Origin of the sequence: Streptosporangium sp. NPDC049248 (assembly GCF_040678965.1) — a bacterium.
GTDB lineage: Bacteria > Actinomycetota > Actinomycetes > Streptosporangiales > Streptosporangiaceae > Streptosporangium > Streptosporangium fukuiense.
In genome coordinates this window covers 1,206-13,989 of record NZ_JBFAQY010000009.1, presented here as the reverse complement: position 1 = coordinate 13,989, position 12,784 = coordinate 1,206, and the positions used below count along the sequence as shown (strand labels likewise).

The 12,784-nt window shown below is 70.2% G+C and carries 12 protein-coding genes; 3 read left to right on the top strand and 9 right to left on the bottom strand.

Going from position 1 to position 12,784, the window contains the following annotated elements:
* Position 1: 1 nt before the first annotated feature.
* The 6 genes from AB0K21_RS18315 to AB0K21_RS18290 form a co-directional block, all read right to left on the bottom strand.
* Entirely contained in the window at positions 2-976 is a 975-nt protein-coding gene (locus AB0K21_RS18315) for a copper transporter (RefSeq protein WP_343968987.1), read from the bottom strand.
* Positions 973-2,184 carry a putative cytokinetic ring protein SteA gene (gene steA, locus AB0K21_RS18310; RefSeq protein WP_343968985.1) on the bottom strand — a complete coding sequence of 404 codons (1,212 nt, stop codon included), beginning with the start codon at positions 2,182-2,184 and terminating at the stop codon, positions 973-975. The genes AB0K21_RS18315 and steA overlap by 4 nt, the downstream gene beginning before the upstream one ends.
* Positions 2,185-2,340: 156 nt before the next feature.
* Complete coding sequence (gene recN, locus AB0K21_RS18305; protein WP_364151260.1) at positions 2,341-4,053, bottom strand: DNA repair protein RecN; 1,713 nt, start codon at positions 4,051-4,053, stop codon at positions 2,341-2,343.
* Positions 4,054-4,143: 90 nt separating this feature from the next.
* Entirely contained in the window at positions 4,144-5,049 is a 906-nt protein-coding gene (locus tag AB0K21_RS18300) for an NAD kinase (RefSeq protein ID WP_343968981.1), read from the bottom strand.
* A 130-nt stretch (positions 5,050-5,179) separates the two neighbouring features.
* Positions 5,180-5,998, bottom strand: a complete 819-nt coding sequence (locus AB0K21_RS18295; RefSeq protein WP_343968979.1) for a TlyA family RNA methyltransferase — start codon at positions 5,996-5,998, stop codon at positions 5,180-5,182.
* Positions 5,995-6,168, bottom strand: a complete 174-nt coding sequence (locus AB0K21_RS18290; RefSeq protein WP_343968977.1) for a hypothetical protein — start codon at positions 6,166-6,168, stop codon at positions 5,995-5,997. The genes AB0K21_RS18295 and AB0K21_RS18290 overlap by 4 nt, the downstream gene beginning before the upstream one ends.
* A gap of 437 nt (positions 6,169-6,605) precedes the next feature.
* Between AB0K21_RS18290 and AB0K21_RS18285 the strand changes: the two genes are divergently transcribed.
* On the top strand, positions 6,606-6,953 hold the full coding sequence (locus tag AB0K21_RS18285) for an SCP2 sterol-binding domain-containing protein (RefSeq protein WP_030905074.1): 348 nt from the start codon (positions 6,606-6,608) through the stop codon (positions 6,951-6,953).
* A gap of 56 nt (positions 6,954-7,009) precedes the next feature.
* On the opposite strand, the gene AB0K21_RS18280 is transcribed toward AB0K21_RS18285, so the two are convergent.
* Both AB0K21_RS18280 and AB0K21_RS18275 read right to left on the bottom strand, forming a co-directional pair.
* A complete protein-coding gene (locus tag AB0K21_RS18280; RefSeq protein ID WP_343968974.1) occupies positions 7,010-8,017 on the bottom strand; it encodes an HAD-IIA family hydrolase in 1,008 nt (335 codons plus the stop codon).
* 50 nt (positions 8,018-8,067) lie between these two features.
* The gene (locus AB0K21_RS18275; RefSeq protein ID WP_343968972.1) at positions 8,068-8,499 is read right to left on the bottom strand and encodes a tetratricopeptide repeat protein; all 432 of its coding nucleotides are present in this window, start codon (positions 8,497-8,499) and stop codon (positions 8,068-8,070) included.
* A gap of 121 nt (positions 8,500-8,620) precedes the next feature.
* Here AB0K21_RS18275 and AB0K21_RS18270 point away from each other — a divergent pair, with 121 nt between their 5' ends.
* Together AB0K21_RS18270 and AB0K21_RS18265 are read left to right on the top strand one after the other, a co-directional pair.
* Positions 8,621-9,952: a DUF1015 domain-containing protein gene (locus AB0K21_RS18270; RefSeq protein WP_343968970.1), complete on the top strand. Its 1,332-nt coding sequence runs from the start codon at positions 8,621-8,623 to the stop codon at positions 9,950-9,952.
* A 143-nt stretch (positions 9,953-10,095) separates the two neighbouring features.
* The gene (locus AB0K21_RS18265) at positions 10,096-11,022 is read left to right on the top strand and encodes an MBL fold metallo-hydrolase (RefSeq protein ID WP_343968968.1); all 927 of its coding nucleotides are present in this window, start codon (positions 10,096-10,098) and stop codon (positions 11,020-11,022) included.
* Between the two features lie 99 nt (positions 11,023-11,121).
* On the opposite strand, the gene AB0K21_RS18260 is transcribed toward AB0K21_RS18265, so the two are convergent.
* On the bottom strand, positions 11,122-12,180 hold the full coding sequence (locus AB0K21_RS18260) for a hypothetical protein (protein ID WP_364151251.1): 1,059 nt from the start codon (positions 12,178-12,180) through the stop codon (positions 11,122-11,124).
* Positions 12,181-12,784 lie beyond the last annotated feature (604 nt).

Genomic DNA, 12,784 nt, shown 5'->3' with positions numbered 1-12,784 from the left:
GTCATCCTCCGGAGGTGGCCGTGACGGCCGTGGGGGTGGGCGTCGCGCTGGGCTTGATACCAGAGACGCCGGAGCCTATGCCGTACTGGCCGGCGAGCCCGGCCAGTTGCTCTCGGAGAGCGTAGACCACCACGACCCGCCCCGCGGGCATATCCGCGGTGTCGACACTGGAGACCTTCTCCGTGAAGGAGGTGTCCTCGCGGAGCGCGGTGATGATCCCACCGGCCGCGGCGGAGGTCTGCGTACCGGCCACCACCGTGCCCTGGCCCACCTCGTCGAGGCCCAGCGCCAGTGCCACGAGCGCGCCCGCTCGCCCGGCGGCGGTCTCTCCGGTGTACGCCTCCGCGGGGGCGATCATCAGGGCCAGTTCCGCGCGCTTGGCGGGATCGTCGGTGACGGTGAGCAGGCCGGCGCGCTGGAAGGCGTCGAGGATGCCCACGCCGGCCGGATGCTCCTTGCCCGCCTGGACGGGGTCGCTGGTCACGATCGCGTCGGCGAGCACCTGGGCCGCCTTGTCGTATGCCGTGTCCTCGACGGGGAAGACGGTCTCGGCGGCCTTGGCCCCGACGGCCAGCTTGTCGACGAAACCCGTCTGGGCGGGGTCGATGTACCTCTCGGTCAGGGTGATCCGGCCGGTCACGATCGCCCCGGCCTCCTCGATCACCTGCTGCGCCGACTCACGCACGCTCACCGTGGCGCCCGGCGCCTCGACGACCACGACGCGCCTGCCCACGAGCGCGTCCTGGACCAGCCGGGGGGTGTCGGCGGCCACGAAGGCGTCGTTGCCCGCCTCGCGCCGCTGCAGGGCCTCCACTTGGGTGCGGAGCTCGTTGTTGCCCTCGCGAAGCTGGTTGGCCAGGCCCTCGCTCGCCTTGATGACGGGGTCTTCGAGGAGGGTGGTGCCCAGCACGATGCCCACCGACAGCGCGAGGAAGATCGCGACGATGGAGACGAGGTGATAGCGGAAATCGATCACGAGAAGAGTCCGACCAGCCAGAAGATGAAGCCGCTCCAGATGTCGCGGACGCTGTCCAGCCAGATCTTGCCCACCGGAGAGACGACGATCGCCACTCCCATGGTGATCAGCGTGGTGGCGACGAGCAGGAGCAGGGACGGGGTGGAGATCCGGCTGCGGTAGAGCCGGCTGACGCCCTTTGCGTCGACGAGCTTGCTGCCCACCCGCAGGCGGGTGAGGAAGGTGCTGGCCATGCCGGAGCGCCCCTTGTCGAGGAACTCCACCAGCGTCGCGTGGGTGCCGACGGCGACGATGAGGTCGGCGCCCTTGTCGTCGGCGAGCAGCATGGCGATGTCCTCGCTGGTGCCGATCGCCGGGAAGAGCACCGCGCTGCGGCCGAGCTGCTGGACCCGTTCCAGTCCCGGCGCCCTGCCGTCGCGGTAGGCGTGCACGACCAGCTCGGCACCGGTGGTGAGCGCCTTGGTGGAGACCGAGTCGAAGTCGCCGACGATGATGTCCGGCAGGTAGCCGGCCTCCAGCAGCGCGTCGGCCCCGCCGTCCACCCCGATCATGACCGGGCGGTACTCACGGATGTAGGGACGGAGGGCGGCGATGTCCTCCTTGTAGTGGTAGCCGCGCACCACGATGAGGACGTGCCGGCCCTCCATGACGGTCCGGATGTCGGGAACGCCGATCCCGTCGATGAGGAGGTCACGCTCGCGGCGGACGTACTCCATAGTGTTGACCGCGAACGCCTCGATCTGCACGGTCAGCCCGGCCCGCGCCTCGGTCATCGCGGCCTCGACGGATTCGGGGGTCTGCACGTCGCCCTTGCCGACCGCCTCATCGTCGAGGTAGACGACGCCCTCGTGCAGCCGGACCAGGTCTCCGTCCTTGATCCGCTCGAACAGCTCGGAGGTGGCGTTGTCCACGAACGGCACTCCGGCGTCAACGATGATCTGCGGGCCCAGGTTGGGGTAACGGCCGCTGATGCCCGCGGCGACGTTGACAACGCCTGCCGCACCGCACGCGACAAGCGCCTCCGCGCTGACCCGGTCAACGTCAACGTGATCGATAATCGCGATTTCCCCGGCCCTGAGGCGCTTGGTCAGCCTCTTGGTCCGCCGATCGATTCTCGCCACTGCCGTCACCCCGGGAAGGTCCGTGACCTTCCTGCGGCGGAGGTACCCGGTGAGCCTGTCTTGAAGCCCGTCAATCGGCACCTTCATCACGACCATCCTGCCAGAGTGAACGACCAGGAGAGCCAAACAGTCGGCAGCGTGTCAGGTACGTCACCAGTGACCCCCGCCACCTGCTCCCCCGGAACATACGGATTACTCTTTCAAACCGCTACTTACTCCCTCGTCCCTCCCGGGGATGTCCGGTCACACCTTGTCGGCGGCCGCGATCGACAGGAGCTCCTCCGCGTGCGCGCGGCCCAGCTCGGAGTTCTCAAGCCCGGCGAGCATGCGGGACAGCTCCCGCGCCCTGCCGTCCTTGTCGAGAGCGATCACGCCGCTCCGCACCACGCTCCCGTCATCGGCCTTCTCCACGACGAGATGCTGGTCGGCGAAGGCCGCCACCTGCGGAAGGTGGGTGACGACGATCACCTGGGAGGTCCTGGCCAGCCGCGCCAGCCTGCGGCCGATCTCCACCGCGGCCTTGCCGCCCACGCCCGCGTCGACCTCGTCGAAGACGAACGTCGGGACCGGGTCGGCGCCGGCGAACACCACCTCGATGGCGAGCATCACCCGGCTCAGCTCGCCGCCCGAGGCGCCCTTGTTCAGCGGCAGGGGCGGCGAGGCGGGGTGTGGCGACAGCCGCAGCTCGACCTCGTCGACACCGTGCGGGCCGAACTCGGGGGCGGCGGCGATGGTGACCACCACCCTGGCGTGCGGCATGGCAAGCGCGGTGAGCTCCTCGGTCACGGCCTGCCCGAAGCGCTCCGCGGCCACCGACCTGACCCGGGTCAGGTCGGCGGCCAGCTCGGTGAGGCGCCCGGTGAGCTCCTCGTGCTCGCGGGTGAGCTCACCGATGCGGTCGTCGTCACCGTCGAGCTCCGCGACACGCGCGGCGGCCCGAGCGGCCCAGGCGAGCACCTCGGCGCTGTCCTGGCCGTACCTGCGGATGACGTGGATGAGCGCGGCCCGCCGCTCCTGCACCGCCGCGAGCCGGCCCGGATCCGCGTCGATCGACTCGGCGTACGCGGCCAGCTCGGTGGCGACGTCGGAGATCAGGTAGCCCGCCTCGGCGAGCCTTTCGGCGATACCGGCGAGCGCCGGGTCGAAGTCGCGCACCGCCTCGACCGTCGTGCGGGCCTCGCCGACCAGCGCGATGGCGTCCGGCATGGCCTGCTCACCGGACATCGGGTCACCGAGCAGCGCCCGGTGCGCCGTCTCGGCGGCGCTCCGGAGGGAGTCCGCGTGGGAGAGCCGTTCCTCCTCCTCGCGCAGCTCGGTCTCCTCGCCGGCCTTGGGGTCGACCCTCTCGATCTCACCGAGCCCGAACCTCAGCTGGTCGGCCTCCTGGGCACGCTCCCTGGCTCTGGTGGTCAGCTCGGCCAGCTGTTCCGCGATCTTCCTGTGCCGCTTGTACGCCTGCTCGTAGGCGCGCAACGGCTTGACCAGTTCCTCGCCCGCGTAGCGGTCCAGCGCGGCGCGCTGGCGGCCGGGCTGCAGCAGCCGCTGCTGGTCCATCTGGCCGTGCACGGCCACCAGGTCCTCTGCCAGGTAGGTGAGCGTGCCGACGGGGACGGTACGCCCGCCCAGCCAGGCACGGCTGCGCCCCTCGACGGAGACGGTCCGCGAGATGATCAACTCGCCGTCCTCGACCTCGCCGCCCACGTCCTGGACCTGCTGCGCGACCCGTCCCGCCGGATCGACGATCAGTGTGCCCTCGATGGTGGCCCGCTCGGAGCCGGGACGGACCCGGGCGGGATCGGCCCGGCCGCCGAACAGCAGCCCCAGACCGGTCACCACCATGGTCTTGCCCGCACCCGTCTCGCCCGTGACCACGGTGAATCCCGGCGATAGCACCAGGACGGCCTCGTCGATCACGCCGAGCCCCTGGATTCGGACCTCCTCGACCCTGGGTCGCACTGGTCCCTCCCGTCACATCGAATTCACCGAACATCAGTGCGGTGCGCGGGCACGATCCTACGCGCTTGAGACGTCACCCGCCCTGCCGTACTAGGGCCTCACACGTCCGCGCCACCCCTGTACAGGGAGATCGAACTTGGCGACCAACCTGTCGGTGAACGGCGCGCCCGTGTCCTCCAGACCGTGCAGCCGAGCCAGTCGTACCGGTAGCTCGGCCCGTCGCAGTTCCACCCTCGCCCCGGCGGGCAGGTCGAACCTGCGGCGCCCGTCGCACCACAGCACCGCTCCCGCGGTCTCCGTCTGGACCTCCAGCGCGAGCCTGGAGCGGGGCGAGACCACCAGGGGCCGGGAGAACAGCGCGTGGGCGCTGATCGGCACCAGCAGCAACGCCTCCACCTCGGGCCAGACAACCGGCCCTCCCGCGGAGAAGGCGTACGCGGTGGAACCGGTCGGCGTGGCGCAGATCACCCCGTCACACCCCCAGCGCGACAGCGGGCGCCCGTCGATCTCGGCGACCACCTCGAGCATCCTCTCGCTCTTCTCGACGGTGGCCTCGTTCAGCGCCCAGCTGTCGGCCAGCAACTTGCCGTTGAGGCGGGCGGTGACCTCGATGGTCATCCGCTCCTCGACGTCGTAGCGACCTTCCACCACGCTGTCGACCGCGACCGCCAGGTTCTCCACCTCGGCCTCCGCCAGAAAGCCCACATGCCCGAGGTTCACCCCCAGCAGCGGCACGCCGGCCGGGCGGGCGAACTCGGCCGCCCGCAGGAGGCTCCCGTCGCCGCCGAGCACGATCATCATCTCGGCGTCGTCGACCGCCGCCGAACCGGCGGGCACCACGTCGGCCCCGGCGCAGGCGATCTCGTCGGCCTCGGCGCTGAGGACGCGCACGGTCAATCCGGCGTCCAGGAACCGCTGGATCACCATCCGGGCGCTGTCGACGGCCGCCGGCCGGCCGGTGTGCGCGGTGACCAGCACGACGCGCTTGGCAGTCATCTCATCTCCTCGAGCGTGGAGACCCCGAGCCCTGGCTCTGGGGAGGAAGTCCAACTCAGCTCTTCCAGTGTGGGTGCCCCGAGTTTCGGCTCCGGGCAGGATGTCAGGTCGTGTTCTCCCAGGTCGCCCGCTACCGGGGGCCCTCCGCCACCGCTCGCTCGATCTCGGCGCCGAGGTCGGCGACCGGCGGAGCCCCCTCCCCCTTACCCAGCCAGATGACGTACTCGACGTTGCCCGACGGGCCGGGCAGCGGGCTCGCGGTGACCCCTCGCACGGCCAGGCCGAGCGCCCGCGCGGTTTCGGCCACGTCCCGGACGGCCTCCGCGCGGAGCGCGGGATCACGGACGACGCCGCCCGCGCCGACCCGCTCCCTGCCGACCTCGAACTGGGGCTTGACCAGCATCGCGAAATCGGCCCGCTCGGCGGCGCAGCGCACCAGGGCGGGCAGCACCAGGCGCAGCGAGATGAAGGAGAGGTCCCCGACGACCAGGGTGGGCGCCTCGCCGACCATGTCCGGCGTCAGGTCCCTGACGTTGACCCGCTCCATGACCGTGACCCTGTCGTCGGTCCGCAGCGACCACGCGAGCTGGCCGTAGCCGACGTCGACGGCCAGCACGTGGGCCGCACCGCCGCGCAGCAGCACGTCTGTGAAGCCTCCGGTGGAGGCGCCGGCGTCCAGGCAGCGGCGCCCGGCGACCGTGAGGCCGAGGGGACCGAACGCCTCCAGCGCGCCCAGGAGCTTGTGCGCCCCTCGCGAGACGTAGTCCGGGCCCCCGGTCTCCTCCACCACCACGATGGCCGAGGCGGTGTCGACCTGGGTCGCCGGCTTGGCCGCCACCCGGCCGCCGACGCTGACCCTGCCTGCCTCGATGAGCTGGGCCGCCTGTTCCCTGGAGCGCGCCAGCCTCCTGCGGACGAGTTCACTGTCGAGGCGTACCCGCCGGCTCACGGGTGCCGGTCCGGGGCGTCGTCCACCGAGGCGAGCGCCTGCTCCAGTCCGGTGAGCACCTCCTCGAAGACGTCCGCGTGCGCGGAGACGGGCAGGGCGCCGAGCCGGGCGAGCCCGCCCAGCGCGGCGTCCGCCCGCTCGTCGCCCGTCTCCTCAAGCAGGTCCGTCATGCGCCCCCTCCGGATCCTCTCCTGGCCGCCTCGGCCGTCGTGGCCGTCCCGGCGCCCCTTGCCGCCGCACGGACGCGACGCTCACCGGTCCCGTGCCCGTGAATTCCCCGACCGTATCGGAACCCGCGTCCCCCGTCGCCCCGGCGGGCCTCCCCGGTTCCGTCGCCTCCCACCTCCGGCCGCCCTGACGTGGGCCGGGAGTGCGGTTTCTTCAAAGCTGGGTAAAGCGCGAACTATCGCGGGGGGCTCGCGCGTTGTCATCTCATTAAGATCGGCGGCCGCCCAGGCACACCCTCCTCGGGGTTTCGTGCGCCGCGGCGTACGCCTCTTTCCCGGCACACCCCCGCGCCGGATTGCATGCCGTACCCATGTGGAACGCTACCGTCCGTACCTGAAAGGGATTCAGGCCGGTCCGGAAGAGAAGGGAGCGCCACGCGATGGCGACCGTCGACGAGTGCCGGGCGGCACTGCGCAAACTCGGCGAGCAGTTCGACGAGGTTGACCAGGCAAGCCGCGCCAAGCACGTGGTCGAGCGCAGTATCAGCTGCCACATCAAGGATCTCGGCGTGACCTTCTACGGCCGCATCCACCACGGCGGTCTCGGCCCCTTCGAGGATCTGCCCTCGGACGACGGCAGGGAGGCAGAGGTGAAACTGACCATCGGCAGCGATGATCTCGTCGCCCTGGTCAACGGGGAACTCGACATGGGGCGGGCCGTGTTCGGCGGCCGGGTCAGGGTCGACGCCAGTTTCGGCGACCTTCTCCGCCTGCGCAAGCTTCTCTGAGGGTCCCGCCCGAGGGCGGGATCACCTGGGGGGCCGTCTGGACGAGGACGGCACTCTCAGCCTGCGGGCGAGAACGCGGAGTCGAGTGCCGCCTTCACCGCGTCCTCGTCCGCCCGGCCCTCCCCCGCGGCCTCCCAGGTCGCGGCTGAGGCGGCGCGGAGGCCGTCGAGCGGCTCGCCTCCTCCCTCAAGGGCGAGGGCGCCCTCCTGCCAGCGGGCCGTCCACCCGTCGCAGGTCCACCCGTCCCGAGCCCGCCGTACCACGGGATAGGGCCGGTGCAGTGCGGACAGATCGTCGGCGACATAGGTCGGCCGGTGTCCGGGAGCCGCGGTCAGCACGTCGAGCGCGTTCGCCACCCCCGTCAGAACCAGCAGGCTGTCGACTCCGGCGTTGGTCGCCCCCTCGATGTCGGTGTCGAGCCGGTCGCCGACCACCAGGGGGCGCCGTGATCCGGTACGGAGCATCGACTCCCGGTGCAGGGGCGGCTCGGGCTTGCCCGCGACGATCGGCTCCACTCCGGTCGCCGTGGCGATGACCCTGACCATCGCGCCGTTGCCGGGAAACTCGCCTCTGCCGGTCGGCATGGTCGAGTCGGCGTTCGCGGCCACGAAGAGCGCTCCCTCACGCACCGCGAGTGTCCCCTCGGCCAGCAGACCGTAGGAGAGGTCGGGGGCTATGCCCTGGACGACCGCGACCGGGCTGTCCAAGGCGGTGCTGACCGGACGCAGACCATGGGCGCGCAACGCGGTGCGCAGTCCCATCCCGCCGACCACCAGCACCGCGGCACCCGGCGCGACCCGCTCGGCCACGAGCCGTGCGGCTGCCTGGGCGGAGGTGACGACGTCGTCCGGGGTCGCCGGAGCGCCCAGCGCGCTCAGGTGCTGGGCGATGGCGCCGGGGGTGCGTGAGGCGTTGTTGGTGACGTAGGCGAGACGCACACCGCGCTCCGCCGCCCGGCGTAGCGCCTCGGGCGCCCCGGGTACGGCGTCGCGTCCGAGATACACCACCCCATCGAGATCAAGGAGGAGGGTGTCATACAGGTCGATCAGCGCGTCTGTGTCCACCGACCTATTTCATCATCCACGTTCCATTGCTCGCACAGATCACATACGGATCACATCCGGCGGGCCCGTAACGTGGCGCGCACGCTTTTCAAAGCGGAGACGTAGTGCCGCTGGTCGGGCCGCATCGCGACGGCGATGGCCAGCGGCTCCTGGGCTCCTTCCATGTCCCCGGTCCGCCACAGGGCGAGCCCGAGACCGAAATACGCGTAGTCCTCGGCTGGATTCGCATCGATGATCCAGCGAAAGCTGTCGACCGCGTCGGCGTACTGCCGGGAGTTGAACTGCGCCCGGGCGAGAGCCTCACGGATGCTCCGGGACTCCGGCTCCGCGTAGGCCGCCCGCTCCAGCAGCGCGGCGGCCGCCGCCGGGCTCCCCTCGGCCAGCAACCTCATCCCTCGTTGAAACCATTCGTAGACGTCCCCGACCGGAGCGCCCGTCTCGGGGTTGGGGGAATCAGACGGACCGCTACGTCCTTGGACCATTGTGTGAGGCCTCCTTCATCGACAGACGACAGATCTGGCCGACTCCCTGACGGGACCGGGCACCACCGCAGCCTCGAGACGGCGCCCGGCCGTTTCAGGCCTTTATGGCAGCATGCCCTCTATGGCGAATCCTGAACTGCCGGTGCCCGACGGGCTGGTGCTACGCCCGTTCCACGGCGTACGGTTCACGGTCGACGATCTGGCCGGGGTCACCTCGCCGCCTTACGATCTCATCGACAAGGCGGGCGTACGGGAATTGCTCGACACCCACCCCAACAACGTGGTGCGTTTGATCCTTCCCGGCATCGACCAGCCCAGGTACGCCGAGGCACGGGAGAGACTTCAGGAGTGGCTCTCCTCCGGGGTGCTGGCCGCCGACGAGACACCCGCGATCTACGTCTACGAGCAGTCCGGGCCCGGGATCCTGCAGCGCGGACTCATCGGCGACGTGGGCCTGGCGGGGCCGGAACAGCACATCGTCCTGCCTCACGAGAACGTGATGCCCGGACCGGTCGCCAACCGGCTGGCGCTGATGCGCACCACGGAGGCCAACCTGGAGCCGATCTTCCTGCTCTACGACGGCGCGGGCGGCGCCGCCACCCGCCTCGTCGACCGGATCGCCACCTCCCGGCCTCCGCTGGCGGAGGCGGTGACCGGCGACGGGGTCAGGCACCGGCTGTGGGCCGTCACCGACACCGGTGAGCTCGCCTCCATCAACGCCGATCTCCGCCCCCGCCAGGCTCTGATCGCCGACGGGCACCACCGCTACGCCACCTACCTCGAACTCCAGCGGGAACACCACGCCGCGAGGCCCGAGCCCGGGCCCTGGGACTTCGGTCTCGCGCTCCTGGTGGACTCCAGCGCCTATCCCCCGCATCTGAAGGCCATCCACCGGGTCATTCCCGAACTGCCGCTCGGGGAGGCACTGGCCAAGGCCAGGAGCTCCTGGCAGGTACGGGAGCACGCGGGCCTGACCGAGGGGCTGGCCGCGCTGGAGGAGAGCACCGGACCGGCCTACCTGCTGTCCGGCGGGGGTCCCGCCTACCTGCTCACCGATCCCGACCCCGACAGGCTCGCGCACGCCATGCCGACCGACCGCTCGGCCGGGTGGCGGGCGCTGAACACCTCCATCCTCGCGGAGTTCCTTCTGCCGAAGGTGTGGGGGATGCGGGACGACGAGCGTTCGGTGCGCGTCGTCCACCACGATCCGGAGGCCGCCGTACAGCTCGCGCGGGCCTCCGGCGGGACTGCGGTGCTGCTGCGCCCGCTGGCGGTCGAGGACGTGCTCGCGATCGCGGCCCGGGGGGAACGGGTACCCCGCAAGTCCACCTCCTTCGGCCCCAAACCCCGCACCGGCCTGGTGCTGCGTCTGCTCACGAGCGGCCCGGCCCCTCAGCAGGCCGGGGCTTTGAGCGACTCTGAGGTCTCTGGCTCCTGGAGGTCCGAACAGTGACCGGGTTCACGCGTTCACCTCCGAGACGACACCTTTCTTCACATACGGAAGTGAGCGGACGAGGACGACTCTCTACGATGTGAGCTGCGCCGGAATGGCCGAATACCGTTCTGGGGACGCCGGTTCCAGATATGAGGTGACCTGTGGACAACATCACCGCCCTCGGCGGAGACGTCTATGAGATCGACACGAGGATGGCCGGATACTCCAGTATCACGGCCGGATACCTGATCCTCGGAGATCGGCCCTGCCTGGTGGAGACGGGCACCTCCACCTCGGCCCCCGTGGTACGCGACGCCCTGACCTCGCTGGGCGTCGGCCCGGCGGATCTCGCGACGATCGCTGTCACGCACATCCACCTGGACCACGCGGGCGGAGTCGGGGACCTCGCCGGTTTCTACCCGGACGCGGAGATCGTGGTTCACGAGAAAGGCGCCCGGCATCTCGCCGACCCGGCCAGGCTGATGGCCAGCGCGCGAATGGTCTGGGGTGACAAGCTGGACATCCTGTTCGGCGAGCTCTCCCCCACCGAAGCCTCGCGGATTCGCGCGCTAGGCGACACAGGCACCATCGACCTCGGCAACGGACGCACGCTGAGCAGCCACTACTCCCCGGGACACGCCAAACATCACGTGGGGCTCATCGACTCCGGTACCGGTGACCTCTATGTCGGCGACGCGGCCGGGGTCTACCTTCCGGAGACGGGCGACCTACGCCCCGCCACGCCCCCGCCGGACTTCGACCTGCAGACCGCGCTGGACTCGATCGCCCTGTTCAGGGCGCTGGGCCCGCAACGGCTGCTCTTCAGCCACTACGGACCGGTCACGGACGTGGAGGAGATTCTGGGACGCTCCGCCGAGGAGTTGCGCGTCTGGGTCGACCTGACCCGTCAGGCTCGCTCACAGGCCATGGACCTGGACCACGCGGTGGCCATGGTCAGGGAGCGGACCCGCGACCGCTATGCGGCGCTGAAGGCGGACGAGGCCACCGCCGAGCAGTTCGAACTGCTGAGCGGCGCCCCGTCCAACGTGGCCGGCATCCTGCACTGGCTGGACCGGACGGAGTCGTAAGGACGCGTCCTTACCAGCCAGGACCGCGCTGGAATCGCCGTTTCGGGGGAACGGGCCGTTCGCCCGCTCCCCCGAAATACCGCGAAGTCCCCCGGGGAACTACTTCTCCTCGGGCTTGCTCCGGCGATTCTGGCCCTGCTCGTCGTCCTCGTCCCGATCGTCGTTGACGTCGGGGGCGTCCCGGAGGATGTCGCCGAAGTCAGGTTCGATGAAGGCCGGCTCGACAGCCTCCTGGATCTTCCGCTCGGTACCGGCCGTTCCGTTCGGGTCAGCAGTGCCGTTGTCCAGGGCATCACCGATCACGGGCTTTCCCGTGCCGAACGCCTCCTCGTAGAGATCGTCTTCGTCCTCGATGTCCGCGTCCAGCGTCGCCACGTCGTCGAGATCGGCGTCGATCTCGTCATCGTCATCATCGTCGACGTCGTCCAGGAAGCGGTCGTCGTCGGCTTCCTCGTCCTCGAAATCGTCGTCCTCTTCGAGATCCTCGATGACAGCCCCGGTCAGCTCCGCGTAACGCTCGGCCGCATCGGTCTCACCGTCCTCGTCGAAAGCCATCGCCCGGCCGAACCACTCGGTGGCGGGCCCCTCGTGACCCGCCTCGAACAGCGCGTCGGCGTAGGCGAAGGCGAGACGGGCCGACCAGGGCTGGGGACGCGTGTCGCGCAGCTCGGGCAGGCGCTGGAGGGTGATGACCGCGGCATCGTGCTGACCGAGATCACGCCGGGCGCCGGACTCCACGATGGCGAGCTCGATCTTGCCGACACGGTCGAGCCGCTCGGCCTCCTTGGAGCGGACCAGATCGAGGGCGCGCTCGGGGCGGCCGAGGCCACGCTCGCAGTCCGCCATGATCGGCAGGAACGAGTCAGAACCCGTCATCCGGCGGGCCGCGCGCAGGTCGCTGAGTGCTTCGGAGAAGTGGCCGGCATGGTAGGCCGCGATGCCGACCGCCTCGCGGATCACTCCGATCCTGGCCGCGAAGCGGCGGGCGACCTTGGTGTGCTCGTACGCCCGCTCCGCGTCGCCCTCGCCCAGAGCCCTCTCGGCTGCCACGAGGTGGCGGGAGATCAGCTCCGCGAGGTCGAGCGGGAGGGAACGGAGCTCCTCGCGAATCTCCTTGTCGAGCTCCTCCGCGGTGATGTCCGGGGCGAGCTCCGGCAATTCCTCACGCTGGCGACCGGGAGCCTCGTCACGGCCACCGGACCGGTCATCCCGGCCATAACGGGTGCGTGACCCCTCGCCATCGCGGTCTCCCCGGTAACCGCCACCGGGACGGTCGTCGCGGTTGAACGGCCTGCGCTCACCACGATCGTCACGGTTGAACGACGGCCTGTCCCCACCCGGACGGTCATCCCGGTTGAACGGCCTGCGCTCACCGCTGTCAGGACGCGAACCATAACGGCTACGAGCCTGGTCACGGTCACCGTACGAACGACGCTCCCCACCGGGACGGTCATCACGGTTGAACGGCCTACGCTCACCACGATCGGGACGCGAACCGTACTGACCACGAGCCTGATCACGGTCACCGTACGAACGACGCTCCCCACCCGGACGATCGTCACGGTTGAACGGCCTGCGCTCACCACGATCATCACGGTTGAACGACGGCCTGTCCCCACCGGGACGGTCATCACGGTTGAACGGCCTGCGCTCACCACGATCGTCCCGGTTGAACGACGGCCTGTCCCCACCGGGACGATCGTCACGGTTGAACGGCCTACGCTCACCACGGTCATCACGGTTGAACGACGGACGATCTCCC

Excerpts from the sequence above, each read along its gene's own strand:
- steA (WP_343968985.1), bottom strand. The coding sequence starts at position 2,184 with ATGAAGGTGCCGATTGACGGGCTTCAAGACAGGCTCACCGGGTACCTC.
- AB0K21_RS18300 (WP_343968981.1), bottom strand. The coding sequence starts at position 5,049 with ATGACTGCCAAGCGCGTCGTGCTGGTCACCGCGCACACCGGCCGGCCG.
- AB0K21_RS18290 (WP_343968977.1), bottom strand. The coding sequence starts at position 6,168 with ATGACGGACCTGCTTGAGGAGACGGGCGACGAGCGGGCGGACGCCGCG.
- AB0K21_RS18285 (WP_030905074.1), top strand. The coding sequence starts at position 6,606 with ATGGCGACCGTCGACGAGTGCCGGGCGGCACTGCGCAAACTCGGCGAG.
- AB0K21_RS18275 (WP_343968972.1), bottom strand. The coding sequence starts at position 8,499 with ATGGTCCAAGGACGTAGCGGTCCGTCTGATTCCCCCAACCCCGAGACG.
- AB0K21_RS18270 (WP_343968970.1), top strand. The coding sequence starts at position 8,621 with ATGGCGAATCCTGAACTGCCGGTGCCCGACGGGCTGGTGCTACGCCCG.